The sequence below is a fragment of the uncultured Psychroserpens sp. genome (genome assembly GCF_947492715.1).
In the GTDB taxonomy this organism is placed as follows: domain Bacteria; phylum Bacteroidota; class Bacteroidia; order Flavobacteriales; family Flavobacteriaceae; genus Psychroserpens.
This window is the reverse complement of sequence record NZ_CANLNS010000001.1, coordinates 451893-478789: the sequence shown is the minus strand read 5'-3', so window position 1 is coordinate 478789 and position 26897 is coordinate 451893. Positions and strand designations below refer to the sequence as shown.

Annotated in this window: 22 protein-coding genes; 20 read left to right on the top strand and 2 right to left on the bottom strand. The window is 34.2% G+C overall.

Going from position 1 to position 26897, the window contains the following annotated elements; translation table 11 throughout:
• The first annotated feature begins 5 nt into the window (after nucleotides 1-5).
• The 17 genes from Q0787_RS02205 (at nucleotide 6) to Q0787_RS02125 (ending at nucleotide 22841) form a co-directional block, all read left to right on the top strand.
• Nucleotides 6-455 carry a heme-binding domain-containing protein gene (locus tag Q0787_RS02205; RefSeq protein ID WP_298900575.1) on the top strand — a complete coding sequence of 150 codons (450 nt, stop codon included), beginning with the start codon at nucleotides 6-8 and terminating at the stop codon, nucleotides 453-455.
• Nucleotides 456-476: 21 nt separating this feature from the next.
• Nucleotides 477-872, top strand: a complete 396-nt coding sequence (locus Q0787_RS02200) for a hypothetical protein (RefSeq protein WP_298900574.1) — start codon at nucleotides 477-479, stop codon at nucleotides 870-872.
• A 104-nt stretch (nucleotides 873-976) separates the two neighbouring features.
• Entirely contained in the window at nucleotides 977-2539 is a 1563-nt protein-coding gene (locus tag Q0787_RS02195) for a YdiU family protein (RefSeq protein ID WP_298900573.1), read from the top strand.
• Nucleotides 2539-2811: a peptide methionine sulfoxide reductase gene (locus tag Q0787_RS02190; protein WP_298900572.1), complete on the top strand. Its 273-nt coding sequence runs from the start codon at nucleotides 2539-2541 to the stop codon at nucleotides 2809-2811. The genes Q0787_RS02195 and Q0787_RS02190 overlap by 1 nt, the downstream gene beginning before the upstream one ends.
• A complete protein-coding gene (locus Q0787_RS02185) occupies nucleotides 2792-3073 on the top strand; it encodes a DUF427 domain-containing protein (protein ID WP_298900571.1) in 282 nt (93 codons plus the stop codon). The genes Q0787_RS02190 and Q0787_RS02185 overlap by 20 nt, the downstream gene beginning before the upstream one ends.
• A complete protein-coding gene (locus Q0787_RS02180; protein ID WP_298900570.1) occupies nucleotides 3073-3600 on the top strand; it encodes a peptide-methionine (S)-S-oxide reductase in 528 nt (175 codons plus the stop codon). The genes Q0787_RS02185 and Q0787_RS02180 overlap by 1 nt, the downstream gene beginning before the upstream one ends.
• A 12-nt stretch (nucleotides 3601-3612) precedes the next feature.
• On the top strand, nucleotides 3613-4830 hold the full coding sequence (locus Q0787_RS02175) for a bifunctional alpha/beta hydrolase/OsmC family protein (RefSeq protein ID WP_298900569.1): 1218 nt from the start codon (nucleotides 3613-3615) through the stop codon (nucleotides 4828-4830).
• A 23-nt stretch (nucleotides 4831-4853) separates the two neighbouring features.
• Complete coding sequence (gene egtB, locus Q0787_RS02170; protein WP_298900568.1) at nucleotides 4854-5999, top strand: ergothioneine biosynthesis protein EgtB; 1146 nt, start codon at nucleotides 4854-4856, stop codon at nucleotides 5997-5999.
• A gap of 1 nt (nucleotide 6000) precedes the next feature.
• Entirely contained in the window at nucleotides 6001-6945 is a 945-nt protein-coding gene (locus tag Q0787_RS02165) for an L-histidine N(alpha)-methyltransferase (protein WP_298900567.1), read from the top strand.
• Nucleotides 6946-6978: 33 nt separating this feature from the next.
• Complete coding sequence (locus Q0787_RS02160; protein ID WP_298900565.1) at nucleotides 6979-10701, top strand: metallophosphoesterase; 3723 nt, start codon at nucleotides 6979-6981, stop codon at nucleotides 10699-10701.
• Between the two features lie 258 nt (nucleotides 10702-10959).
• Nucleotides 10960-11775 carry a LytTR family DNA-binding domain-containing protein gene (locus Q0787_RS02155; RefSeq protein WP_298900564.1) on the top strand — a complete coding sequence of 272 codons (816 nt, stop codon included), beginning with the start codon at nucleotides 10960-10962 and terminating at the stop codon, nucleotides 11773-11775.
• A 320-nt stretch (nucleotides 11776-12095) separates the two neighbouring features.
• On the top strand, nucleotides 12096-14465 hold the full coding sequence (locus Q0787_RS02150; RefSeq protein ID WP_298900563.1) for a TonB-dependent receptor: 2370 nt from the start codon (nucleotides 12096-12098) through the stop codon (nucleotides 14463-14465).
• A 4-nt stretch (nucleotides 14466-14469) separates the two neighbouring features.
• On the top strand, nucleotides 14470-15342 hold the full coding sequence (locus tag Q0787_RS02145; RefSeq protein WP_298900561.1) for a DUF4249 domain-containing protein: 873 nt from the start codon (nucleotides 14470-14472) through the stop codon (nucleotides 15340-15342).
• 261 nt (nucleotides 15343-15603) lie between these two features.
• The gene (locus Q0787_RS02140; RefSeq protein WP_298900560.1) at nucleotides 15604-17946 is read left to right on the top strand and encodes a TolC family protein; all 2343 of its coding nucleotides are present in this window, start codon (nucleotides 15604-15606) and stop codon (nucleotides 17944-17946) included.
• Nucleotides 17947-17950: 4 nt separating this feature from the next.
• Complete coding sequence (locus Q0787_RS02135; RefSeq protein WP_298900559.1) at nucleotides 17951-19033, top strand: efflux RND transporter periplasmic adaptor subunit; 1083 nt, start codon at nucleotides 17951-17953, stop codon at nucleotides 19031-19033.
• A gap of 18 nt (nucleotides 19034-19051) precedes the next feature.
• Entirely contained in the window at nucleotides 19052-22171 is a 3120-nt protein-coding gene (locus tag Q0787_RS02130) for an efflux RND transporter permease subunit (RefSeq protein WP_298900558.1), read from the top strand.
• A complete protein-coding gene (locus tag Q0787_RS02125; RefSeq protein ID WP_298900557.1) occupies nucleotides 22164-22841 on the top strand; it encodes an ion channel in 678 nt (225 codons plus the stop codon). Before Q0787_RS02130 ends, Q0787_RS02125 begins: the two co-directional genes overlap by 8 nt.
• Here Q0787_RS02125 and Q0787_RS02120 read toward each other — a convergent pair.
• Nucleotides 22838-23647, bottom strand: a complete 810-nt coding sequence (locus Q0787_RS02120; protein WP_298900556.1) for an SdiA-regulated domain-containing protein — start codon at nucleotides 23645-23647, stop codon at nucleotides 22838-22840. The two genes, Q0787_RS02125 and Q0787_RS02120, sit on opposite strands and share 4 nt — an antisense overlap.
• A gap of 124 nt (nucleotides 23648-23771) precedes the next feature.
• Here Q0787_RS02120 and Q0787_RS02115 point away from each other — a divergent pair, with 124 nt between their 5' ends.
• Genes Q0787_RS02115 through Q0787_RS02105 form a run of 3 tightly spaced genes read left to right on the top strand, consistent with a single transcriptional unit; the run spans nucleotide 23772 to nucleotide 26202 of the window.
• Nucleotides 23772-24458, top strand: coding sequence for a glycerophosphodiester phosphodiesterase family protein (locus tag Q0787_RS02115; RefSeq protein WP_298900555.1), 687 nt, complete (start codon nucleotides 23772-23774; stop codon nucleotides 24456-24458).
• The gene (locus Q0787_RS02110) at nucleotides 24455-25669 is read left to right on the top strand and encodes an NAD(P)/FAD-dependent oxidoreductase (protein WP_298900554.1); all 1215 of its coding nucleotides are present in this window, start codon (nucleotides 24455-24457) and stop codon (nucleotides 25667-25669) included. Before Q0787_RS02115 ends, Q0787_RS02110 begins: the two co-directional genes overlap by 4 nt.
• Nucleotides 25666-26202 (top strand): DUF1697 domain-containing protein, encoded by a 537-nt coding sequence (locus tag Q0787_RS02105; protein ID WP_298900553.1) that lies wholly within the window; start codon nucleotides 25666-25668, stop codon nucleotides 26200-26202. The genes Q0787_RS02110 and Q0787_RS02105 overlap by 4 nt, the downstream gene beginning before the upstream one ends.
• Here the strand turns inward: Q0787_RS02105 and Q0787_RS02100 are convergent.
• Nucleotides 26199-26807 carry a porin family protein gene (locus Q0787_RS02100; protein ID WP_298900552.1) on the bottom strand — a complete coding sequence of 203 codons (609 nt, stop codon included), beginning with the start codon at nucleotides 26805-26807 and terminating at the stop codon, nucleotides 26199-26201. The two genes, Q0787_RS02105 and Q0787_RS02100, sit on opposite strands and share 4 nt — an antisense overlap.
• Nucleotides 26808-26897 lie beyond the last annotated feature (90 nt).

The window sequence follows — 26897 nt, the reverse complement described above, 5'->3', positions numbered from 1 at the left end:
AAAGAATGGTGGTCTCAGTCAAAAGGAAAATTCTAATCATTTTAGCTCTTGGTTTTATTGGAATACAATTGTATAGACCTCATAAAAATGATCAATTAGCTGAAACTTTGGATGATTTCTTAATTAAAGAGAAGGCACCAGAAAACGTAAAGAAGCTCATCAAAAATTCGTGTTATAATTGTCATTCTAATGCTACTAATTATTTCTGGTATGATCATATTGCTCCCATAAGTTGGATTGTAGATAATCATATAAAAGAAGGTAAAGAACAGCTTAATTTTTCGACTTGGGCAACATTAGATAGCAGAGATAAACTTGGGGTTATTTCAGAAATTGCCGTGAACATAACAGAGGATAAAATGCCATTGCCATCTTATATTAAAATCCATAGCGATGCCAAATTGTCGGAAAATGAAAAGCAACAAATTTTAGAGTGGCTTTATACTATAGAATAGAACATTTTTATGCACTAAATTATGAACTGGTATTTACCAATTACGATTATTCCAGGATTAGGAATGTTAATCTTGTCTACAACCTCTCAAATGATGACTTTGAGTTCTGAGATTGGCAGCTTGCTGTCTAATAAGTGCTCCTCATATCAACATAAAATTTCTGAACGAAAAATTAAACAACTTGGATTGCTTACAAGAGCTAGTGCCTTGTTGTATCTTGCAACCGGTTGTTATGTGTTGTCTGGTATATTGGGAGTTGTTTTTGAAACCGAAGCGATATTGAGTGTCCCGAGTATAGCACTTTATGTAGGTACAGTATTGGTTTTTGTTGCCATCAGCTTGCTTATTATTTACGCCTTCAAAGCGGTTAAAATAAGAAGAGATCAATTTGAGAATAATCATAACTTAGAGTCTTAATTATTAAGATTAAAGTAACGTAACTTTGTTAAAGAAGAATTATGTAACTTATATGTGCATTGAATTAACATAAAATCATATCGCACAAGACGATGTGCTATACTATGAAACTAAATCTAAAACAGTCATTTATTCAAGAATTACCAGCCGATCCTATTCTAGAAAATTCTAGACGTCAGGTTAAAAATGCTTGTTTTTCGTATGTAACACCAAAGCAGACGAGCGCTCCCAAAATCCTTCATGTTTCAGATGAAATGTCTCAGGCTTTGGGAATTTCTGAGGCAGATATACAGAACGAAACTTTTGCTAATATATTTACAGGGAATAAAGTGCTAACCAATACACAGCCATATGCTATGTGTTATGGTGGTCACCAGTTTGGTAATTGGGCAGGGCAATTGGGAGATGGACGAGCGATTAACTTATTCCAAGTAGAGCATCATAACAAATTATGGACAGTACAGCTTAAAGGCGCAGGTGAAACGCCATATTCTAGATCTGCAGATGGGCTCGCAGTATTGCGGTCTTCTATTAGAGAGTATTTATGTAGCGAGGCCATGCATCATTTGGGAGTGCCTACAACTCGGGCTTTGTCACTAGCATTGTCTGGAGATGAGGTATTACGCGATATGCTATATGATGGCAATTCGGCCTACGAAAAAGGCGCCATAGTATCTCGTATTGCTCCGTCGTTTTTACGTTTCGGAAGTTTCGAAATCTTTGCTGCAAGACAAGATCACGAAACACTTAAAACCTTAACCAATTATACCATAAAACAGCACTTTCCAAACTTAGGAGATCCTTCTAAAGAAACTTATATTCAGTTTTTTTCGGAAGTAGCACAACGTACTCGAGATATGATTATACATTGGCAACGTGTTGGTTTTGTGCATGGTGTAATGAATACAGATAACATGTCTATTCTTGGTTTAACCATAGATTATGGACCTTATGGATGGTTAGAAGGTTTCGATTTTGGATGGACGCCAAATACAACAGATAAACAGCATAAACGATATCGTTATGGTAATCAACCTAATATTGGGCTTTGGAATTTATACCAATTGGCTAATGCATTATTTCCATTAATTGAAGAAGTTGAACCTCTTGAAGCTATTTTAGAACAGTATAAATCCGATTTTGAAAAAAAATCGTTGGCAATGATGAAGACTAAATTAGGTTTAGAGAAACAAGACGACAAAGATGATATATTAGTCCAAGATTTAGAAGATGCTTTAGTATTAAGCGAAACCGATATGACCCTGTTTTTTAGACTTCTAAGCCAATTTAAAAAAGGAGATGCTAAAGGAGGTTTGGACTTGGTAAAGGAGTCATTTTATGTGCCAAATGAAATATCTGATGCTGTGGCTCAGCAATGGCGTGATTGGTTTGAGCGCTACAATTCTAGGTTAATCAAGGAGGTGCTTTCTGACGCCGAAAGGCAGTCTAAAATGAATACCGTAAATCCTAAATACGTGCTCAGAAATTATATGGCGCAATTGGCTATAGATGACGCAAATAAAGGAGATTATGAACAAATTAACGAACTGTTTCAACTTTTAAAAAGACCATATGATGAGCAGCCAAAATACGAGAAATGGTTTGCCAAAAGACCAGATTGGGCGAGACATAAAGTAGGATGTTCTATGTTATCATGTAGTTCGTAATGAGTATTCTAAATCGTATAAAGTTGTTGCCAAAAGGTTATGTAGAGGTTCTTTTTCAAAAGAAAAAATATGGAGTTACAAGAGACGATTTTAATGAAGGGAAAAGTATAAAAGTATATGCAAAAGAGTTAGCTGGTAATGATGTAATCAGCTTAAATTATTATATAACATCGGAGAAAGAATTACTGAAGCCATGCGAAATGCCAAACCAGAAAGTAATTCAGTTTTTAAACAATTTTAAATTAATAGAAGATGAAAGCCATTTGGAATGATCAAATTATAGCAGAGAGTGACGATACTATCGTGATAGAAAACAATCATTATTTTCCACCCGAAAGTATTAAGAAAGAATTTTTTAAATCAAGTGAAACCCATACTACATGTGCTTGGAAAGGAGAAGCATCCTACTATACTTTGGATGTAAACGGAAAAGAAAATAGAGATGCGGCGTGGTATTACCCTGAGGTATCTCAGTTAGCTAAATCTATTAAAGGGTACGTAGCGTTCTGGCGAGGTGTCGAGGTTATTAAGTAATGATTGCAGATGAGAAAATAGGTTTAGGAGGCGGTTGTCATTGGTGTACTGAAGCTGTATTTCAGTCATTGAAAGGTGTTATTTCTGTAGATCAAGGTTATTTGGCCTCAACTGATGAATTTTCGAGTTTTTCTGAAGGCATAATTGTCACTTACGATCCAGATACGATTAACATTAGCTTGTTGATTGAAATACATTTATTAACGCATAAGAGTACCAAAAATCACTCAATGAGGTCGAAATATCGCTCAGCAATTTATACGTTTTCCGAACAGCAAAACACCGAAGTAAATCAGATTTTAACAACATTGAACAAAGAAAGAGATGGTGCGTTAATAACGCTGGTTTTAGAGTTTCTAAAGTTTAAACCATCTAGAGAAGAGATTACCAATTACTATTTTAATAACCCTAAAAAACCATTTTGTGAATCCTTTATAAACCCTAAGTTGATACTGTTGCTTAGGAATTATGCTAATGCCATTAAACAAGACAAATTAGACCATTTAAAAAAGGAGATAACAGCATAAAAAATAATAAATATGAGTAACGAGCGATTAAAAATAGAAAACAAAAAAGGCCATAAGTTACAGGCATATTTGGAGTTGCCAGCCAATCAAAAACCACATTATTTTGCCATTTTTGCACACTGCTTTACATGTAGTAGCGCATTAAACGCAGTAAAAAATATTAGCAGATCTCTTACTAATCATGGCTTTGGAGTTGTAAGATTCGATTTTACCGGTTTAGGACGAAGTGAAGGAGAATTTGCTGAAAGTCATTTTTCTGCCAACGTTGATGATCTCATTGCGGTTAATGATTATCTCGCTAAAAATTATAAAGCGCCTTCATTACTTGTTGGGCATTCACTAGGTGGAGCTGCAGTTTTAGTGGCGGCTTCAAAATTAGATAATATAAAAGCCGTAGCTACTATTGGAGCGCCTTCAACAGTGAGTCATGTAAAACATTTATTTTCTCATGGTATCGAGGAGGTAAAAGAAAAAGGTAAAGTTGAAATTAACATTGGAGGAAGGCCCTTTAAAATTGACGATGAATTTGTCTCTGACTTCGATAAAACCGATCTGCCTTCGATTGTAAAGTCTTTGAGAAAACCACTACTAATCATGCATTCACCTACAGACACCATTGTTGGTATTAAAAATGCAGAACAGTTATATCATAATGCACATCACCCTAAAAGTTTTATAACTTTAGATCATGCAGACCACTTGCTGTCTAACACAAGAGATAGCCTGTATGCTGGTAATCTAATAGGGAGTTGGGTGCAACGTTATTTTGAGCCTGAAGAAAACCTTATGTTAGATACTGATGGAGAACAATTGGTTGCTCATTTGAATCTAAAAGAAAATAATTTTACAACAACAATTCAAACAGCAAAGCACAATTTCATTGCAGATGAACCCGAAAGTGTTGGTGGTGATGATTTTGGACCTTCACCTTATGATTTTCTGAGTGCTGGACTTGCAGCTTGTACTGTAATGACTTTAAAATTATATGCAGAACGTAAGCAATGGGATTTACAAGAAGTGTATGCTCACATAACATATTCTAAGAAGCACAGTGACGATTTAATGTTAGATTTAGAAAAGCCTACAAGAATTGATCATTTATCTAAAAAGTTGACTTTTATTGGTAACTTAGACGATAAGCAAAAACAACGTTTAAAAGAGATTGCTTCAAAATGCCCTGTGCATAAAACACTACAAAATGAAGTGATTATTGACACAGAACTTATTTAATTTAAAACTTTCATCATCAATCAATGACATTAAAACATTCGTATATAGAAACACGACAGCGATTTATAACGTTATGCAGAACACTTAAAACTGAAGATTATTCTGTACAACCAGCTGTTTTTGTTTCACCTCCTAAATGGCATTTGGCCCACAGTACTTGGTTTTTTGAGCAGTTTGTGTTGTCGGCACATAAACCAAATTATAAAGTTTTCGATATAGATTTTGCCTATTTATTTAATAGCTATTATAACAATGCCGGAGAACGCGTATTGAGACCTAATAGAGGTTTAATGACACGACCAACGGTTGATGAAGTGTATCAGTATAGAGCCTATGTTGACCAACAAATGCTTGAGTTTTTGTCTGAAACTATTTCAGAAGGTATCAAAGCAATTATTGAACTAGGCTTACAACATGAACAACAGCATCAGGAGTTGTTTTATTATGATATCAAATATATTTTAGGAAATCAACCAACCTTTCCAACTATTGAGAATGCTATCCGACTTTCAGAAATTGACCAACCAGAAGAATGGCATAAAATAGATGAAGGTATTTATAGCATTGGACATGACGAAGATTCATTTTGCTATGACAATGAGCTTGGTAGACATAAAGTATATCTAAATGAGTTTGAAATCTCTAATCGATTAGTAACTAATGAAGATTATATCAACTTTATAGATGACCAAGGTTATACTAATTTTAATCTATGGCATGCCGAAGGGTGGGATTTTATACAACAACATGGAATTCAAGCACCAGAATATTGGCATAAAGTAGATGGTAAATGGCATCAATACACCTTACAGGGTTTTCAAGAAGTTAATCTTAAAAACCCAGTAAGCCATTTGAGTTTTTATGAAGCATATGCTTTTGCCGAATGGAAACAGATGCGTTTACCAACAGAATTTGAATGGGAAGTGGCATCAAAACAGTTCAACTATGGCGAACTTTGGGAATGGACTAATAGTGCCTACTTACCTTATCCTAATTACTCAAAAGCTCCTGGAGCGATTGGAGAGTATAATGGCAAATTTATGATTAATCAAATGGTGCTTAGAGGTGCTTCGGTAGCAACCGTAAATGGTCATAGCAGACCTACGTATCGCAATTTTTTTCACCCTGAAATGAGATGGCAATTTTCAGGAATAAGACTGGTAAAATAATATGAACAATACCTTTGCAAAAGACATAATAGAAGGACTAACCGCAGAACAAAAACATTTGTCTTCTAAATATTTTTATGATGACAATGGAAGTCGCATATTTCAAGAAATTATGCAGATGCCTGAGTATTATCTGACTGATGCTGAATTTGAAATTTTGTCGCTTCAAGCGCAACAAATAGTTGAAAATTTAGACTTTAATGAGCCTTTTAATATTATCGAATTAGGTGCTGGTGACGGATTTAAAACATTTAAGCTTTTAGAATATTTAGTAAATGAAAACGTCGATTTTAATTATGTTCCTATTGATATATCTCAAGAAGCTATTACGATTTTAACCCAAAAATTAAAGTCGCGATTACCACAACTGTCTATAACACCTAAAATTGGTGATTACTTTGAAATCCTTGATGAAACCTCAAAAACTAATACGCCAAGTTTGCTTTTGTTTTTAGGAAGTAATATTGGTAATTATACCCCAAGTGATACCATTAATTTGCTTAAACTTTTTAATCAAAATATGAGTATTAATGATAAATTACTCATTGGTATGGATTTGAAAAAAAATCCAATTACAATACACAATGCATATTATGACAAAACTGGTGTGACCAAACGTTTTAACCTAAACCTTTTACTTCGAATTAACCGCGAATTTGACGCCGATTTTAAGATCGATGATTTCGATTTTTATTGTCACTATAATCCTTTAAATGGCGAGGTTAGAAGTTATATTGTAAGCTTAAAAACGCAGACAATAGAGATCAAAAAATTGAATACAACTATCGCCTTTGAGCAAAATGAACTTATATGGACAGAGCTTTCAAAAAAATATGCTATTTCAGAAATAGAACAATTGGCTCAAAACACAGACTTTAGTGTTAAAAAACACTTTTTAGATTGCAAGCACTATTTTACCGATAGTCTATGGGAGAAATTATCGTAAGAATCAATATCTTTAAAAATGAAAACCATCCAAATGAAAATCTTCAAGAAATTAATAACATTAGTTGTTGTAGGGGCGCTTTTAAACGCCTGCGCAACATATAAGGCACAATATGATTTCACAAAGACACAGGAGACTGAGATCAGTGAAGACGTAAAAAAGTACTTTAATACCTATCCAGAGGGTAAAGAGATTGATCATACGTTTTACCTAATTGGAGATGCAGGGAACTCTCCAGAGGGAGAATTGTCAGAAAGTTTAAGTGCTTTTAAAAAGGAATTAGAAGGCGCATCGAAAAATAGTACAGCCATTTTCTTAGGCGATAATATTTATCCTAAAGGATTACCTAAAAAAGGAGAAGAATCTAGAGCATTTGCAGAATATCAACTTAATGCACAAACAAGTGTTGTTAAAGATTTTAAAGGAAAAACTATTTTTTTACCAGGGAACCATGATTGGTATAGTGACGGCGTTAAAGGTTTGAAACGCCAAGAGAGATATATTGAAGATAAGTTAGGAAAGAATACATTTTTACCAGAAAACGGATGCCCATTAGAAAAGGTTAATATCTCTGAAGATATTGTTATGATTTTGGTAGATTCTGAATGGTATTTAACCAATTGGGATGACCATCCTACAATTAATGATGACTGCGATATCAAGACACGAAATAAGTTCTTTGATGAATTCGAAAGTTTAATAAAGAAAGCTCGGGGTAAAACTACTATTGTTGCCTTACATCATCCTATATTTACTAATGGTTCACATGGAGGGCAATTTTCATTTGGAAGTCATATGAAGCCAATTCCAATTTTAGGAACCCTTAAAAATATCATTAGAAAAACAGGAGGGGTTACTACTGTAGATGTACAGAATAAATTGTATAACCAACTTAGAAAGCGCATTATCACTTTGTCACAAGAAAATGATAAGACTATTTTTGTTTCAGGACATGAACATAGTTTACAGTATATAGTTCAAGATAATTTACCTCAAATTGTGAGTGGGTCTGGTTCTAAAGTGTCAGCAACTCGAAATGTACAAGGAGGTCAGTTTTCTTATGGAACTCAAGGATATGCTGTACTCGATGTATTTAAAGATGGTTCTTCTTTTGTCCGTTTTATTAAAGCATCAAATGACGAAACTGTTTTTCAAAAGGAAGTACACGCTCCTGAAATAGAAGTAGCAAGTGTTAATTATAATGATAACATTGCTAAACAAGCAACAGCATCAATCTACACTAAAGAGGAAACCACAAAAGGAGGACTCTATAGAGCGCTTTGGGGAAAGCGATATAGAGACGAGTTTAGTCAAAATATTTCTGCACCAACAGTAAACCTTGATACACTTTTTGGAGGTTTAAGACCTACTCGAAAAGGAGGAGGACATCAATCAAAATCTGTTAGACTAGAAGATAAACAAGGTAGGGAATATGTAATGAGAGCACTGCGTAAAAACGCTGTTCAATACTTACAAGCCGTTGCCTTTAAAGATCAATATATTGAAGGACAATTTGATGATACTTATACCGAAAGTTTGCTTCTAGATGTTTTTACTGGATCTCATCCTTATGCACCTTTTACAATAGGAACATTATCTAAAGCAGTGGGTGTATATCACACGAACCCAGTGTTATACTATATTCCGAAACAAGACGCTTTAGGGATGTACAACGAAGAGTTTGGTGATGAGCTGTACATGATTGAAGAACGGGCTTCTGATGGTCATGGAGACAAAGCAATCTTTGGGTTTTCAAATGAATTGATAAGTACAGATGATCTATTAAAAGAACTACATGAAGATGAAGATCATATTTTGGATGAAGCCGCCTATATTAGAGCACGCTTATTCGATATGCTTATTGGAGATTGGGATAGACATGAAGATCAATGGCGTTGGGCCAAATTTAAAGAAAATGGGAAAACAATTTATCGACCAGTACCAAGAGATCGAGATCAAGCCTTTTCAATTATGGCCGATGGAACATTGCTAAGTTTTGCAACAACTGTTGTACCCGCTTTGCGCTTAATGAAGAGTTATGACGAAGAATTAAAAAGCCCTAAATGGTTTAATTTAGAACCCTATCCATTAGATATGGCCTTGATAAATGAATCTGATAGGGAGGTTTGGAATGCTCAAGTGCAACATATTGTTGCCAATCTTACAGATGATGTCATAGATGAGGCGTTTACATATTTTCCTTCGGAAGTTAATCAAGAAACTATTCAGACCATAAAACGGAAATTACAAGGAAGACGATCAAATCTGCAAAAAATATCGGATGAATATTATGAGCACATTAACATGTTTGGACTCATAAAAGGAACAGACAAAGATGATTGGTTTGATATTGAAAGATTACCAAATGGAAATACAAAAGTAACGGCTTATAGAATTAAAAAAGGTGAAAAATCGGATGTCTTTCACGAGCGAACCTATACCTGTGAAGACACCAAAGAGATTTGGATTTATGGTTTGGACGACGACGATGTGTTTAAGGTTTATGGTGAAGGAAATAAACTTATAAATATTAGGCTCATTGGTGGGCAGAATAAGGATAGCTATGATGTTCAAAATGGGAAGCGTGTAAAAATTTACGATTATAAGTCAAAAGAAAGCGAGTTTATTACCAAATATGGTCGCATTAAATTAACCGACGACTACGAAACCAATGTATACGATTATAAAAAATTAAAAAATAGTAGTAATCAATTTATACCAACATTGGGAGCAAACCCTGATGACGGTTTTAAAATTGGATTTTCAAATACGCTTACTAATTATGGATTTGAACGTAATCCATTTACATCTCAACATACGTTTTCGGCGGCTTACTATTTTGCAACAGAAGGATTTGATTTGGGTTATAATGGTGAGTTTGCTAATGTGGTAGGCGATATGAATTTAGGTATACAAGCACATTTTACAAGTCCTAATTATGCGGTTAACTTCTTTGGTCTTGGAAATGAATCTGTAAACCCTGAGGCTGATGAAGATGATGGCTTAGATGTGGATCTTGATTATAACCGTGTCAAAATAAGAACGTTTAAAATTGCGCCTTCATTAATTTGGAGAGGGAGACTAGGTGCTAGTTTTAAAGTTGGTATTAGTTACGAATCTAACGAGGTAGAGCGAACAGAAAACCGCTTTATAGCCTTATTACCTGCTAATAATGCCGTATTTGATAAACAAGATTTTTATGGTATAGAAGCAAAGTACCAATATGCAAATACAGATAATGCCGCTTTTCCAACGTTGGGAATGATGATTGCACTGGAAACGGGATATAAAAATAATGTAAGCACATCAAGTGGTTTTGGTTACATTATTCCGGAGTTAAGTTTCGATTATAAATTGGTGCCAAGTGGTCAACTGGTGTTGGCTACTAAACTTAAAGGACAAATCAACTTAGGTGATGATTTTGAGTTTTATCAAGGTGCCAACTTAGGAGCAAATGAAGGTCTTAGAGGCTACAGAAATGAACGTTTTATAGGAAATAGTGCTTTTGTGCAAAGTACAGATTTAAGACTCAACCTACGTAAGGTCAAAACAGGATTACTTCCATTAAATATTGGGTTTTATGGAGGTGTAGATTATGGTCGCGTATGGCTAGATGGAGAAGATTCAGATCGCTGGAACAATTCTTTTGGAGGCGGTATTTTTGCAAATGCAGCAGATATGATTACAGCTAATCTTTCAGCATTTAATAGTGATGATGGTTTACGTATTGCCTTTAAATTAGGCTTTGGGTTTTAACCATATAGACGTGAAGCCAAAAATTAGATGATAAAAACTTACATGACTTTAAAAGATAAAAACTGATGAAATAGAATTAAAAATAACAAACCTTTAAGAAATTGCTTATACTAAATTGGATAAAATGTAGTTTGCTCTAATGCAAAATCAAACTCTAACAAACCAATGCAATTTCATCAATTTTTAAATCTACCGTTTCATCATTTTCAATGCAAAAAAGAAAAATGGCTTTATATTATAAGCTGTAGTGTGTTCTTTATGCTATTCTTATTAGTGTATCAACCTTTTGGATTAAGCGCAGAAATAGAAAGTGGAGAACACTCACTTCTCCAAATTTTAGCCTTAATTATCTTTTTAAGTACTGTGGTTTTTATTGTGTTATATGTAAGTCAGTTTGTATTGCGAAAACGCTTTCCTAATACCAAGAACAATTTAAAGAGCTTTTTAAAATGGTTTTTAATAGACATTGCTTTAATTGTTCTATTAAGTGCTGCTGTAGAAATTACCTTTGATAATGAAGAGCTAAATTCGGTCAATGCTATATTAGATGAATTGGTTTTTGATGTCTTAATAACGTACCTGGCTTTAGTATTTGTGCTTTTATACCCTGTTTTGGGCTGTTCAATGTATGTCCATTTAAAACAATTGAAAAATGATAAGCAACAATTAAAAACCGATTTAGATGTGGTGACCACACATTATAAAATTGCTTCTGGCAATGAAGAACTCATTAAGATTTTGGACGAGAAGGGCGAATGTAAATTAACAATTCCCTTAAATAACCTCTATGCTATAGAATCTAAAAACCAATATGTGTCTATTAAGTATAAGCGCAATGATGCATTGATAGAACAAAATATAAGAACGAGGTTTTCAAAACTATTGAACGAACTTCAAGATATTCCGTCTATCTTCAAATGCCATCGTTCATTCGCTATAAACTTGATTAATGTTCAAGAGTTAAAATGCATCAATCAAAAGCCTAACGTAATTTTAGATGAAGCAAGTGTGTTAAAAGTTCCAGTATCTAAAACCTATATTAAAGATGTAAAATCTCTGCTCTCTAAGTATTAATTACATAAGAGATAAAGCGCATTAAAAAACAAACAAAATACGTGATGATTAGGTCTTAAATAGTTTTGCACTAGACCTTGTCTTAATCATCAAAATCTTCATGTCTTCGATATCACAAACAGGAAATTTAGAACATAAATTGATAAAATGTCTGACATTATATTTAGTTGAACTCACGATAAATTCCTAAGAAAACGTTAAACTAAAATCATTTCGCACCTAAAAAAGACATTCTACACCTAACTCAATAATACTCTGCACTTCGAGAGTATTTACACCGTTATATTTGGCGAATCTTAATCAAAAAACAACATTTATTTATGAACAAAACACTGATTTTTGGTACGCTACTTATCTCTTGGCTTGGCTTTGCTCAAGAAACATTTACGGTGAGTGGAACGCTTAAAGACCAAGCAAATGGAGAAACTCTTTTGGGAGCTACCATTTTATTAAAAAACACTTCAATAGGCGCTACAACAAACGAATATGGTTTTTATTCGCTAACAGCGCCTAAAGGGAACTATACTTTGGTGATTTCGTATTTAGGATACAAAACTATAGAAAGGCCAATTGTACTAGATCAAAGCACTAAATTTAACATCGAACTTGCAGAAGATGCTGGGCAATTAGATGAGATTGTTATTACAGCAGAAGAGTCTAAAAAAGTAAATCTACGAACACCACAGATGAGTATGGCTAAACTTTCTAGTCAAACCATTAAGCAAATGCCCGCAGTTATGGGCGAAGTAGATGTGATAAAATCCTTACAGATGTTACCTGGTGTTACCAATGCAGGTGAAGGCGCATCTGGATTTAATGTTCGTGGTGGTGCAGAAGACCAAAACTTAGTATTGTTAGACGAAGCCATTATCTACAATGCATCCCATTTATTTGGCTTCTTTTCGGTGTTTAATGCAGATGCTATTAAAGATATTAAACTATATAAAGGCGGTATTCCTGCACGTTTTGGAGGACGCGCTTCCTCTGTTTTGGATATCAGACAGAAGGATGGTAATAGTAAAAACTTCAAACTTTCTGGTGGTATTGGTGCTATTTCTAGTAGACTTACAGTTGAAGGACCAACGTTTAAAGACAAGGGGTCATTTTTACTGGCAGGTCGTGCATCATATGCCAACTTGTTTCTGGCTTTAGCAAACAATAACAATCGCGCTGGGTTCTACGACCTTAATTTAAAAACCAATTATCAGGTTAACGATAAAAACAAATTGTACCTGTCTGGTTACCTCGGAAATGATAGTTTTAAGTTATCTAATTTCTTTACCAATTCTTATGGGAATCTCACAGGGAATTTACGTTGGAACCACATTTTTAACGATAAATTATTTTCGAACTTGTCTTTAATTTATAGTAGGTATAATTATAACCTCGAAATCAATTCAGAAGGCATCGATTGGAAGTCTGATATCAATAATTATAATGTGCGTTATGATTTTGGATATTATATGAACGACAAACTGAAATTTGATTTTGGTGTCAGTGGTATTTACTATAATTTCAATCCAGGACAATTAAATCCATTAAATGAAAGCTCTGGGATTAACCCAATGAAATTGGATGATAAATTTGCTCTAGAAGCTGGAGCTTATGTTAGTTTAGAACATAAAATTTCTGATAAACTTACGGCTCAATATGGATTGCGTTACAGCTACTTTAATCGTATAGGAAAACAAACGTTAAATGAATATACCAACGGACTACCAGTAGTTTACAATTCGCAGTTAGATATTTATGAGCAAGCCGATCCAATTGGAGAGACCGAATATGGTAGAGGAAAGAGTATTGAAACCTTCGGTAATTTTGAACCACGCTTCGCCGTCTCTTATCAACTCAATGAAAATTCATCTATTAAGGCAAGCTATAATCGTATAGCACAATACTTACACCTAATCTCAAATACAACATCGGCGACGCCTCTAGATGTTTGGGCACCAAGTGGAAAATTTTTAAAACCACAAATTGCAGATCAATTCGCTGTTGGATATTTTAGAAATTTTAAAGACAATATGTTTTCTATAGAGGCAGAAGCGTATTATAAAACTATTGATAATCGCGTAGATTATATTGATGGTGCCGATTTGATAGCACAAAATACCATTGAAACGGAAATACTTATTGGTGAATCTAGAGCTTATGGATTAGAATTATTGCTTCGCAAGAATAAAGGTGATTTCACAGGATGGTTGGCCTATACACTTTCAAAATCAGAACAACGTACACCAGGAGGTGCGGCAGGAGGCTTAGGTATTAATAACGGTAACTGGTACAGTACACCTTATGATCGAACACATGATGTGTCGTTTACAGGAAGTTATAAGTTAAATGATAAATGGCGTTTTGGAACTAATTTCGCCTTTCAGACAGGACGACCTGTAACCTACCCAAACGGGCAATTTCAGTATAATGGCTTGTCGGTTGCAACCTATTCTGAACGAAATGCAGATAGACTTCCTGCTTATCATAGGTTGGATATTTCTGCTACGCTTACACCGCGAAAAAATAAAGATAGAAAATGGCAAGGTGAATGGGTGTTTAGTATTTATAATCTCTACAATAGAAGAAATGCTGCTTCCATTTCATTTGGACAAAACACAGATACTAGTGTCAATGAGGCTACACGTACTGCAATTTTTGGCATAATTCCTTCAATATCTTACAACTTTAAATTTTAGAACTATGAACTTTTTTAATGAAAATATCGAACATAGAAATACAAATAGTAATACAAGACATAAAGGCATAGCCTTGATTTTGATAATGATTGGTTTTTTTAATTCGTGTACAGACACGGTGGATGTGAATGTCCCAGATGGCGGTCCAAGATTAGTGGTGGAGGCTTCCATTAACTGGGAAAAGGGAACTTCGGGACAGACACAGACCATTACATTAAGTGAATCTACATCGTATTTTAGTAATAATCCAGATGTTCCTGTTACTGGTGCTTCTGTTGTTGTTACAAAAGATAATGATGGGATGCAGTTTGTTTTTGAAGATCAAAATAATGGTAATTACATCACTACTAATTTTGTACCTGTAGTTGATCAGTCCTATACTTTAGAAATTCTGTATAATGAACAAACTTATACAGCAACAGAAACCCTGATGTCTGTAACAGATATTAATGATGTAGAACAAACAATTGAAGGTGATGGTGATGAGGAAGAAATTCAACTTAAAGTATTTTTTGACGACCCAATCAATATTGATAACTATTATCTGGGTGAATTTAATTCATCTGTAAACCCTTTACTCACATTAACAGCATTAAGCGACCAATTTACTGATGGTAATGAGAACTTTATAGAATTTGATAATGAAGATTTAGTTGCAGAGGCAACCGTTGACATTAGTATTTATGGTACGTCAGAGAGATATTATAATTACATCAATATACTCATTGAGCAATCTGAAGGTGAAGGCGGTGGACCTTTTCAAACAACACCAGTGCAGTTAAAAGGAAATTGTATCAATATTAATAGTCCAGATGAGGAAGTACTAGGGTATTTTAGACTAGGGGAAGTTGTAAAAACGACTTATACTATTCTGTAACCGCAAAAAGAAAAAGTGTTGTAGACTGTCAACTTACCTAATGCATTAGAATAAAAGTTGGCAGTCTAACAACCACAACCAGTAATGGCGAAAAGAAACTAAGCATCTTTAAATACACAAAACTCGAAGTTTTTTTCGCAATAATGTGGTTTGTGTTGCTTTTTAATTAGGTTTAATCTTTAGAAATTCAACAATAAATTATTGTTTAGGTTGTGATGTATCGAAAAAGAATGTAAATTTAGATACTAACCTAGTCAACAAATGAAAAAGCAATTTATTTTATATTCATTTCTATTTTTAACCATTTGTTTATTTGCACAAAAAAAAGATTACAATATTGGTGTTCTTTTAGATAATAGAACAGAAGAAATGGAACCCTTACTCAAAACAATGCAAGATCAAATCATTGCTGTTGTTGGAGAAGATGCAAACATTATATTTTCAAAAGAAAACACTTTAGTCAACGATTATAATTTAAAAACTGCAGAGCAAAATTATAATACGCTATTATCTAATAATACAGATATTATTTTAGCTTTTGGCGTTGTTAATAATGAAATTATAAGTAAACAATCTATTCATAAGAAACCAACTATTTTGTTTGGAGCCGTTAATAGAGATTTTAGTCAAATAGATTTAAATAAAACAACATCCGGAATTAATAATTTCACATATTTAATTGAGTCTGAGTCTTATCAAGAAGACTTTGTGAAGTTTAAAGAACTTACCAACTTTAAAAGATTAGGAATCCTTGTGGAAAATCATATGGTAGACCTTTTACCTTTAAAGAAAACGTTCGATGAATCCTTTAAGTCCTTAGACGCTACCTATGAGTTGATACCTTATGAAACGATATCAGATATTACAACAAACCTTGGTGATGTTGATGCTGTATATTTAGCGAGTGGGTTTTTCCTAAAGGATGATGAAGTAAAATTACTGGCTCAAAACTTTATAACAAATCAACTACCATCTTTTACTTCTAGCGGAATTAAGCAAGTAAAACTAGGTTTAATGGCCACCAATCAATCTGATGATAATTTAGATCAATTTATTAGACGAATAGCACTCTCAGTAGAGGGTTATATAAACGGAACCAATTTGTCTGACATGCCTGTTTTTATAGACTATAATGGTAGGCTAACTTTAAACTTTAATACTGCAGATTTAATTGGAGTTCCTATTAAATATAGCCTCATTAATGATACTGATTTTGTAGGTGAGTTTAGAAATGTTATGTCTGAAAAACAGTATAACTTGGTTGATGTTATTAATACTGTACTTAATGAGAATTTATCGTTACAGTCTATTCAAAAAGATGTCGAGTTGAGTCAACAAGATGTGAAAACGGCTAAGAGTAATTACCTACCAAGTTTAACAGCTGCCGCTAATGGAACTTATACAGATCCTAATCTTGCAGAAATCAGTAATGGACAAAACCCGGAATTTCAAACCGCTGGAAATGTTACTCTACAACAGACTGTGTTCTCCGAAGCAGCTAATGCTTCCATTGCAATTCAAAAAAGCCTAAAGAACGCCCAGCAAGAAAATTTAAATGCAGAACAATTAAATTTAGTATTTGATGCATCTAATGCTTATTTCAATGCTTTAATACTGAAAGCTAACCTGCAAATTCAAGTTAGTAATTTAGAATTGACACGTCGGAATTTACAAATTGCCGAACAAAATTATGAAGTTGGAGAATCTGGAAAATCAGATTTACTGCGTTTTCGCAGTCAAATGGCTCAAAACACTCAAACCATGGTTGAGGCCATCAATCAATTAGAACAAAGTTTTGTGAGTCTAAATCAATTGCTGAATAATCCAGTAAATACTGAAATAGAAATTACAGATGTAGATTTAGATCAGGGATTTTTACAAAATTATAATTATGATAATTTTATAGATGTATTAGATAATCCAAAATTACGGGAGCCATTTATTGATTTTTTAATTCAAGAATCTAAAAACAACGCACCCGAATTAAAGGCTTTAGGTTATAACCTTGATGCTACTGAGCGTAACATACAATTAAATGGCCGAGGTCGTTTTCTGCCTACTATAGGTATTCAGGGGCAATACAATAGAGTCTTTGATAGAAGCGGAGTAGGTAGCACAGCTCCTCCAGGCACTTCTTTTTTAGATGATAACTATAATATTGCTCTTAACGTATCAATTCCAATATTAAATAGCAATCAAACTAACATTAATAGACAAACTGCTATCATTCAAAAAGATCAGTTAATGATTAATAAAGCAAATACAGAGCTGGCCTTGTCTGCGAATATTAGGAACGCCGTTTTAAATGTGATTAATCAAATCTCCAATATAGAGTTATCTAAAGTTTCAGAAGAGACAGCAAAGGAAGCGCTCGATTTAACACAGGCATCTTACTCAAATGGCGCTGTAAACATTGTACAATTAATAGATGCACAAAATAACTATATAGGCGCAAGATTAGCACGAGTTAGTGCAGTGTATAATTATTTAATTAATGCTTTACAAATGGAACGCTTTTTAGGGTACTACTTTTTGCTGAATAGCCAAGCCAAGAATGATGAATTTAACCAACGCTTTTTAGAATATTTAAACACAAGAAATTAGTATTATGATGAAAAATAGAATTAGTATTTACCTCCTTTTATTAACGGTGTTTCTTTCATGTTCTGAAGAAAAAAAGACTGTAGAAAAGTTTGTTCGCCCAGTTAAGTATCAAACTGTAGGTTATTTAGGTGGTGAAAAAATAAGAACTTTTAGTGGAACAGCACAAACGGATAAAATTATTAACCTAAGTTTTAGGAATTCGGGAATTATTACACAATATGATATAAAGCTGGGAAAAAAAGTAAAAAAAGGTGAGTTGTTAGCAAAGCTTGATAATGTGCAATCTCGATTATCATACGAACAAGCATTGACCGACTTAAATAGTGCAGCATCTCAAATGAATACAGCTAAGCTGAGTTTAAATCGCGTACGCTCTTTATACGAAAAAGGAAGTTCTTCATTAAGCGATTTTGAAGCGGCAAAAAATGCTTATAAAACAGCCCAGGAGAGTCACGAATCGGCTAAACGTGGAGTGGCAATACAACAGGAACAGGTTCGTTATGGATATCTCTACGCCCCTGAAGTAGGCGTCATTGCGGCTGTGATGTCTGAAATTGATGAAAATGTAAGTGCAGGCCAAGCCGTTGCAACACTTAATGCAGGGAATGAGATGGAGATTACTTTAGGGATACCAGAAAGTGTTATTAACGGAGTTACAACAGATATGATTGTAGACGTTAGTTTTACATCATTATCAGATAAGAATTTTAAGGCCAAAGTAACCGAAGTTTCACCTGCTGTAGACTCTAATACATCAACATATCCTATTCGCGTTACTGTGACCAATCCAAGTGATGAGATAAAAAGTGGAATGGCCGCTAATGTCACTTTTGATTTTGGAGACCATGAAGCTGACAATACAGTTTTAGTCGTTCCGGCCAATGCTGTAGGGGAAGATAGTAATGGGCGATTTGTGTTTCTTGTGGAAGACGAAGGCGGTGTTACCAAAGTAAAAAAACAACAGGTCACTATAGGTAGTTTAACTGGCGAAGGGTTTGAAATACAGTCTGGATTGAAAGAAGGACAAAAAATCGCTACTGCTGGTTTACAAACATTATTGGATGGACAAGAAGTAAGGCTTCAGTAATTCGAAATAACCAATCAAATGAATTTAGCAAAATTTTCAATAGATAAGAATAGAATTACGTTTATGGTGCTTGGTACCATATTAATTATGGGACTATCAATGTACTCAGGACTGTCTCGAGATAGTATGCCTCCATATACTGTAAGAGTAGCTACAGTAGTATCGCAATTTCCAGGCGCAGGACCAGAACGTGTTGAGCAACTCGTTACAGACAAAATAGAAAAATTAGCACAAGAATTGCCAGAATTAAAAGAGGTAAGTAGTACCTCGCGTTCAGGATTATCTGTGGTTAATGTGACACTTAAGGATGAAGTTACTCCTCAAAAAATGCAATCGGTTTGGGACAGACTCAGACGAAAATTGAATGCCCTACAAGGTTTGCCTCAAGGTGTTAATCCTTCTTTGAACGATGATGGTGTTGGCGATGTATATGGTATTGTAGTAGGAATAACATCAGATGGCTATTCTTATGCAGAAATGAAAACATACGCAGACGATATTAAAGATGCACTCATTAAAATTCCTGATGCTGCTAAAGTTGAAATGGGAGGGGAACAGGAAGAACGCATTTTTGTTGAGTTTGATAATTCTAGATTAAAAGAGTATGGATTATCCGCATCAAAGCTCCAACAATCAATAGCGTCTACAAATATTTTAAACTCTGGAGGGCAGATTAATTTAGGAGATGAACGCATTATTTTAGAACCTACAGGAAATTTTAATTCGGTAGACGACATTAAAAACATGCTCATTTCAGTTGGAAATGATAACGGCTCGCAGTTGGTTAAACTTGGAGATATTACAGCAATTAGTAAAGGGTATATAGATCCGCCAACCCAAAAAATACGTATCAATGGTAAGGACGCTATTTCACTACATATAAACCTAAAAGAGAATGCAAATGTTATTGCTTTAGGGGAAGAGGTTAATAAAGTGGTCAACGAATGGCAACAAAAATTACCAATTGGTCTGGAGTTGACTAGAGTCTCTTCTTTAGATTCATATATAGACGTTAAGGTAAGTGATTTTATTGTTAATTTAATGCAGTCTATCGCTATTGTATTATTGGTAATGCTCATTTTCTTAGGCGTTAGAACAGGGCTTGTTATTGCCAGCCTTATTCCTATTGTAACCATAATGACATTGATGATTATGGGTGTTATTAAGATGGGATTAAATCAGGTTACGCTCGCTGCTCTAATTATGGCTCTTGGAATGTTGGTTGATAACGCCATTGTAGTGGCAGAAACCATAATGGTGAAAATGGAGCAAGGCGTGGATAGAAAAAAAGCGGCTATTGAAGCGTTTTCAGAACTTTGGATGCCACTGCTTATTTCTACCTTAACAACATCTGCGGCCTTTTTAGCATTCTACTTGTCCCCAACAACAATGGGAGATATTGTAGGGCCAATTTTTGTAGTAATTACAATAGCTTTAATGTCTTCTTGGATTATTGCTTTAACCGTAATTACGTTGTTTTGTTATCTCTTTTTGAAAGTGAAGCCAAAAGGAGAACGAAAGCCTAGTATTATTGATCGTGTTATTAATAAGCTAAAAACCTATTATAAGGATTTGATATTAATGGCACTTACCAACAAATGGAAAGTGATTATTGGAATCTTTCTAATCTTTTTTGCGTCCTTATACGGATTTACTAAAATACCATTCATTTTCTTCCCTGATAGTGATCGTAATCTTATTACTATAGATATTAATCTACCCGAAGGGAATAAAATTGAGAGAACTACCGAAGTTGTGAAACGTATTGAAGGTTTTATGTTTGATTCTTTGCGAGTTAATGACTCTAAAACCAAAGGCATTTTAGACTGGTCATCCTATATTGGAGAAGGACCAGAATCTTATGACTTAGGATATTCTCCTGATGAATCGAATTCGAATTATGCACATATTTTAGTTAATACATCTTCGTTTAATGAAAACAATGATGTGGTCGCAAAACTAGACGATTTCACTTTTAACAATTTCCCAAACGCAGATATTAAGGTTGGAGCTCTTGGCGCTGGAGGAGGAGGAACGCCTATAGAAATTAAAATTTCGGGAAGTAACCCAGACGAATTATCTCGAATTGCAGAATCGGTTAAATTAAAACTTTCCAATATTGCAGGGACTAAGAATGTTAAGGATGACTGGGGACCAAAAAGTAAAAAATTCTTGATTGAAATCGATCAAAATCGTGCGCAAACGGCAGGTGTTACAAGCGAAGATATTGCTACGTCTTTACAAACTGTATTGGATGGTTTTCAAACTGGAGAATATCGTGAAGATGATAAATCTATTCCAATTTTGATGCGAAGCGATGAAAGTCAGCAACAGTCTTTAGCCTCATTAGAAACGTTAAATGTATATGCGCAGAATTCAGGAAGAAGTGTTCCTCTGTTACAAGTCGCTTCTATTGTTCCACAATGGCAATACTCTAAAATAAAGCGCTTTGATTTAAGACGAACAATTAATGTAACGAGTGAGCTTCGCGCTGATGGAAATGCTTCGGCAATTACAAATGAAATTACACCATGGCTTGATGAGCAAAAACAAAACTGGGCACAAGATTACGAATATGAATTTGGGGGAGATGCAGAGCAAACAGCCGAAAGTATGGGTTCTATTATAAGTTATTTGCCTATTGCAGGATTTATAATTATTCTTCTTTTGGTTATTCAATTTAATTCTTTCAGAAAAATGAGTATGGTGGTTTTAACCATACCTTTAGGAGTTATTGGGGTTGTAGTAGGCTTGCTAGTTTTTAGAGAGGCGTTCGGGTTTATGCCATTTTTAGGCTTGATTTCGTTAGCAGGAATTGTAATCAATAATGCCATTGTTCTTATAGATCGTATGGAAATAGAACAACGTGATTTAGGGAGAACAGAACACGATGCCGTAATTGCCGCTTGTCTCCAGAGGTTTCGTCCTATTCTGTTAGCTACATTTACAACTGTGCTTGGCTTAATTCCATTGTATATTTCAGGAGGAGAAATGTGGGAAGGAATGGCTATTGGGATTATGGTTGGTTTGTTGTTTGGAACAATAATTACATTACTGTTTATCCCATCTCTATATAGTGCATTATTTAAAGTGGATTACAAAAACTACAAATTCAATGAAACCTTGCTAGATGATTAAAGATTTATATAAGCATAGATTTGAAATTTTCTTCGGAACCCAGTTGTGCATATTATTTGGGTCATTACTGTTTCCTGGTGAGTTTTTTGAAAACATATTAACACCAATATTGTTTTTAGTAAATACAATAGCTGGAATTTTTTTGGTATCCAAAAAGAGAAAACTAATGTGGTTTTTAATTATTCTTTTTGGAATATCATTGGTTGTCTTTGGAAGCAGCATGATGAGCAGGCAGGCCGATTTTGAAGATAATTTTTTAATTAGATTAAGCGTTTATTTTGTTTTTTATATCCTTGTAACCCACCAAATAATACTACAAATTTGGAAAGCTAAACGCGTTAATAATCTTGTTGTTATCGGACTTATGTGCGGCTATATTTCTTTAGGTTTTATTGCTTTTTTCTTATTTACAACCATAGAATTGGTTGAGCCAAATTCTTTTCGGGGCATCGTTATTGATACAACCGACACATCTATGGGACTGGATTCTATCATGTATTTTGCTTATATCACGCTAATGACCATTGGTTATGGTGAAATTGTTCCAGTGACGCCCTTAGCGCAAAAGGCGGCAATCATAACAGGACTTATGGGGCAGTTTTATTTAGTGATTGTTACGGCAATAGTTGTTGGTAAATACATACAACATAATGCCAAATTTGATGATTAGTTAAGGTTGAAACGATAGATGTTTCCTCCCTCGTTTTTAGTTTTTTCATCTGTAATATAGAGCGTATTAGAATCTAGAAAATTTACACCTTCTTTTTGTGAGTCGTGATCAAATTTAATAACTTCAATTGTCCCATTGAAAAAATTATCTAATGTGTAATTTGTCAATTTCCATAGCTTATCATGAGTAAGTAAGACCACAGTTTTGCCATCTTCACTGATATCGGCTGAGGTTACTCTTCGGTGTTTTCCTTTAAGTTTATACTCCGAAATGAATTCGGCTACATGATCTCCAATTGTATTTGGAACTTTTATAAGTTTACATTTTTTATGTCCTTTACTAAATATATAGAACGCATTGTTATAGAGGAAGAAAGATTCAAAATCTTCAGATTCCATATCCTTCGGAAGTGAAAAACTAATCACTTCAGCTTTGGCAGATGTAGACGCGTCCTTGGGGTTTATGACTTTGTAGATTGCAAAGTTCTTTCGCTTTTTCGCATTGTTACCAAAATCACCAATGTAGATATTTCCCTGGCTGTCAGAAGTTAAATCTTCCCAATCAATGTTTTGAATATTCTCAAGATTAATATCCTTGACAATTTTTCCCTTAGTGTTTAATGCATACAAATTATTCTTATTTCCTGCATCTTCAATTACCCATAAAAGATCTGGGTTTTTGGTCATTTCAATTGCTGATGTTTCTTTTAAACTAGAAGGTAAATCGGCAATTACCGATAATTTGCCAGTGCTGCATGAACTTATAAGAAATGCAAAAAGAAGAAAAGTGCTGAATTGTGATGGCATAAGAATTTAATTTCAATTTAAATGTAAAACCTTTTTATCCAGAATCAAAAATCTAAACTCATAAAGATTTTATAAACTTAGTTTTGATGAGATTATTTGAGTATATTTTATACTTTTATGATCTATGCAAAACCCAATAAAAATTGGTCATAGAGGAGCCAAAAATCATAAAGTCGAAAACACATTAGAATCTATAGTGAAAGCATTAGAATTTGATGTTGATGGCATTGAAATTGATGTTCATAAATGTGCCTCTGGTGAATTGGTTGTGTTTCACGACTTCACATTAGATAGAATGACAAACGGTTCGGGAGAGGTCTCTAAACATACACTAAATGAACTGAAAACGCTAAAAGTTAACACGCAGTTTACTATTCCAACTTTAGAGGAAGTTTTAAATACAGTTAACAGAAAATGTATACTCAATATTGAATTAAAAGGAAAAGATACAGCTCTAGAAACATGTAAAGTCATCACTAAATTTGTCAACCAAAAAGGATGGGCAGTTGAGGACTTTATAGTGTCGAGTTTTCAAAAGCATGAACTTGAATCTGTTTTTGATACTAACAGTAATTTGCGTTTGGCTGTTTTAACCAAAGCAAGTGTTGCAGATGCACTAGAATTTGCCCATACGATTAATGCTTACGCCATACACCCAAATTTTGCATTATTAACTCGAGACAATGTAAAAACAGCACAAAATGCAGGTTACAAAGTGATTACTTGGACAGTCAATGACTTTGAAACTATTAAGCGTATGAAATCTTATGGTGTTGATGGTATAATTTCTGATAATCCAGATCGTTTATGAAGTCATATGATGTCATTATAGTTGGTGGTGGAGCGGCAGGTTTTTTTGCTGCGATAAATATTGCCGAACAGAATTCAAAATTAAAAATAGCCATTCTAGAACGCGGAAAAAGCGGACTTCAAAAAGTGAAAATTTCTGGAGGAGGACGCTGTAATGTGACTCATGCCGAATTTTTGCCGTCAGAATTAGTACGCAATTACCCAAGGGGAGAAAAGGAACTATTGGGACCTTTTCACAAATTTATGACTGGAGATACAATTGAGTGGTTCGAGAAGAAAGGCGTAGCACTTAAAATCGAAGAAGATGGTCGTATGTTTCCTATATCAAATTCTTCACAGACGATAGTAGATTGTTTTTTAAATGAAAGTAAAAAGCATCATGTAGATGTACACTATAATCATGCGTTAAAATCCTTAAAAACATATGATGACCACTGGGAATTACATACCTCTCAAGGCGATTTTATTGCACAAAAAGTAATGATGACCACTGGTAGTAATCCAAAAATATGGAAACTCTTAGAACAATTTGAACATACCATCGAACAACCAGTTCCTTCCTTGTTTACCTTCGATATTAAGGATCAGCGTATCGCAGATATTCCTGGAGTAGTTGCCTTAAATACTGAAGTGAAAGTTGTAGATTCTAATTTATGGAGCGAAGGTCCATTGCTAATCACACATGTTGGAATGAGTGCTCCGGCTATTTTAAAACTTTCGGCATTTGGAGCTATTGAGTTGGCTAAACGTGATTATAAATTTCAAATTGAAGTTAATTTTATTAAGAAATCGTATGAAGATTGTTTGTTGTTTTTAATAGAAATGAAACAAAGATCACCAAGGAAAGCTGTGGCCAATTCTGTACAATATGGTTTGCCTAAACGACTTTGGAAACGACTTGTAGAAGCTGTTGGGATTGATAAAACGATGAATTGGTCAGATTGTAGTAAGCCCTTTTTAATAGATTTAGCAAAAGCGTTAACATCTGCCATTTTTGATGTTACTGGAAAAAGCACCTTTAAAGAAGAGTTTGTAACAGCTGGCGGTATTAATCTGAAAGAAGTTAATTTTAAAACCTTTGAAAGTAAACATCATAAAAATCTGTACTTTGCTGGTGAAATTTTAAACATAGATGCAGTAACAGGAGGCTTCAACTTTCAGAATGCATGGACAGGAGCATACATTGCAGCAAAAGCAATAGCACAATCATGAATACCTACATCGTATTATTAAGAGGTATAAATGTTGGAGGGCATAAAAAAGTACCCATGGCCGAGTTACGTGAATTACTTTCGAAATGTGGGTTTAACGCCGTAAAAACATATATCCAAACAGGAAATATTATCCTTCAATCTTCCGAGGATAATCATAACAATGTTGAACAGATGGTCCATCAATCTATTTTAGATCATTTTGGTTTTGATGTTCCAGTAATTGCTAAAACAAGAGATCAGTTAATACAGGTTTTGGATGCTTGTCCTTTTTCAGAAATAAAAAAAGAGCAGTGCTATTTTGTCTTATTGAGTGCACTACCAGAATTAAAATCTCTGAAAGAAGTCGAACACATTTCTTATGATAACGAAGAGTATCAAATAGTTAATGACTGTCTTTATTTTTTTACAGCTGCAGGTTATGGCAAATCTAAGTTTAACATGAACATGTTTGAAAAGAAGTTAGATGTTAGAGCTACTTCCAGAAATTTTAAAACGATGGTAAAACTTATTGATCTTAGTACTGTAGTTTAATTAAACCAGTAACCTAACGACAATTGAAATAACAAAATGGACGTGCCTTCTGTATCGCCTGCATCTTTTTTAATAACATCTGTAAATGCATAATTGGCTCTGAACTGACCAAACCAATTCTTGTTAAAATTGTATGTGGCACCAGCAACAACTCCAGGGATAACAGTCTTTAATCGATCTACTGTTTCTAACTCTTCATTTCGACGTTGCTTTTGATCAAGTGTGATTGCAATTTTAGGTCCTGCCTCAAAACTCCAATGGTCTACGGCATATACTTGAGCGAGAATTGGAATATCTAATATAGTAAAACGTTTTATAGTCTTGCCATCGATAGCACTACCAATTCTAGAGAATTGAGGTTCTACTTGAATACCAAAGTTTAAACCTGTTGGAACTTTAATAATTGCGCCAATATGGAAATCTGCAAGGAAAGACTCGCTGCTTTCAACGTCGCCGTAGTTGTTAGAGAGGTTAAGACCACCATTAATTGCTATATTAAATTGAGAAGTTGATGTATCCTTATCTATAGTATCGTTTTGACCATAGGTACTTGTAGACCAAAATAATATAATAATTAAGACTGAAGTAAAATGTTGCGTTTTCATAATTGTTTGATGTTGTTTTACTAAACATCGTGCTTATTTTAATTTGTCATCATATCCATTTAAAAAATAATATTTATAGCCTTGAAGTTA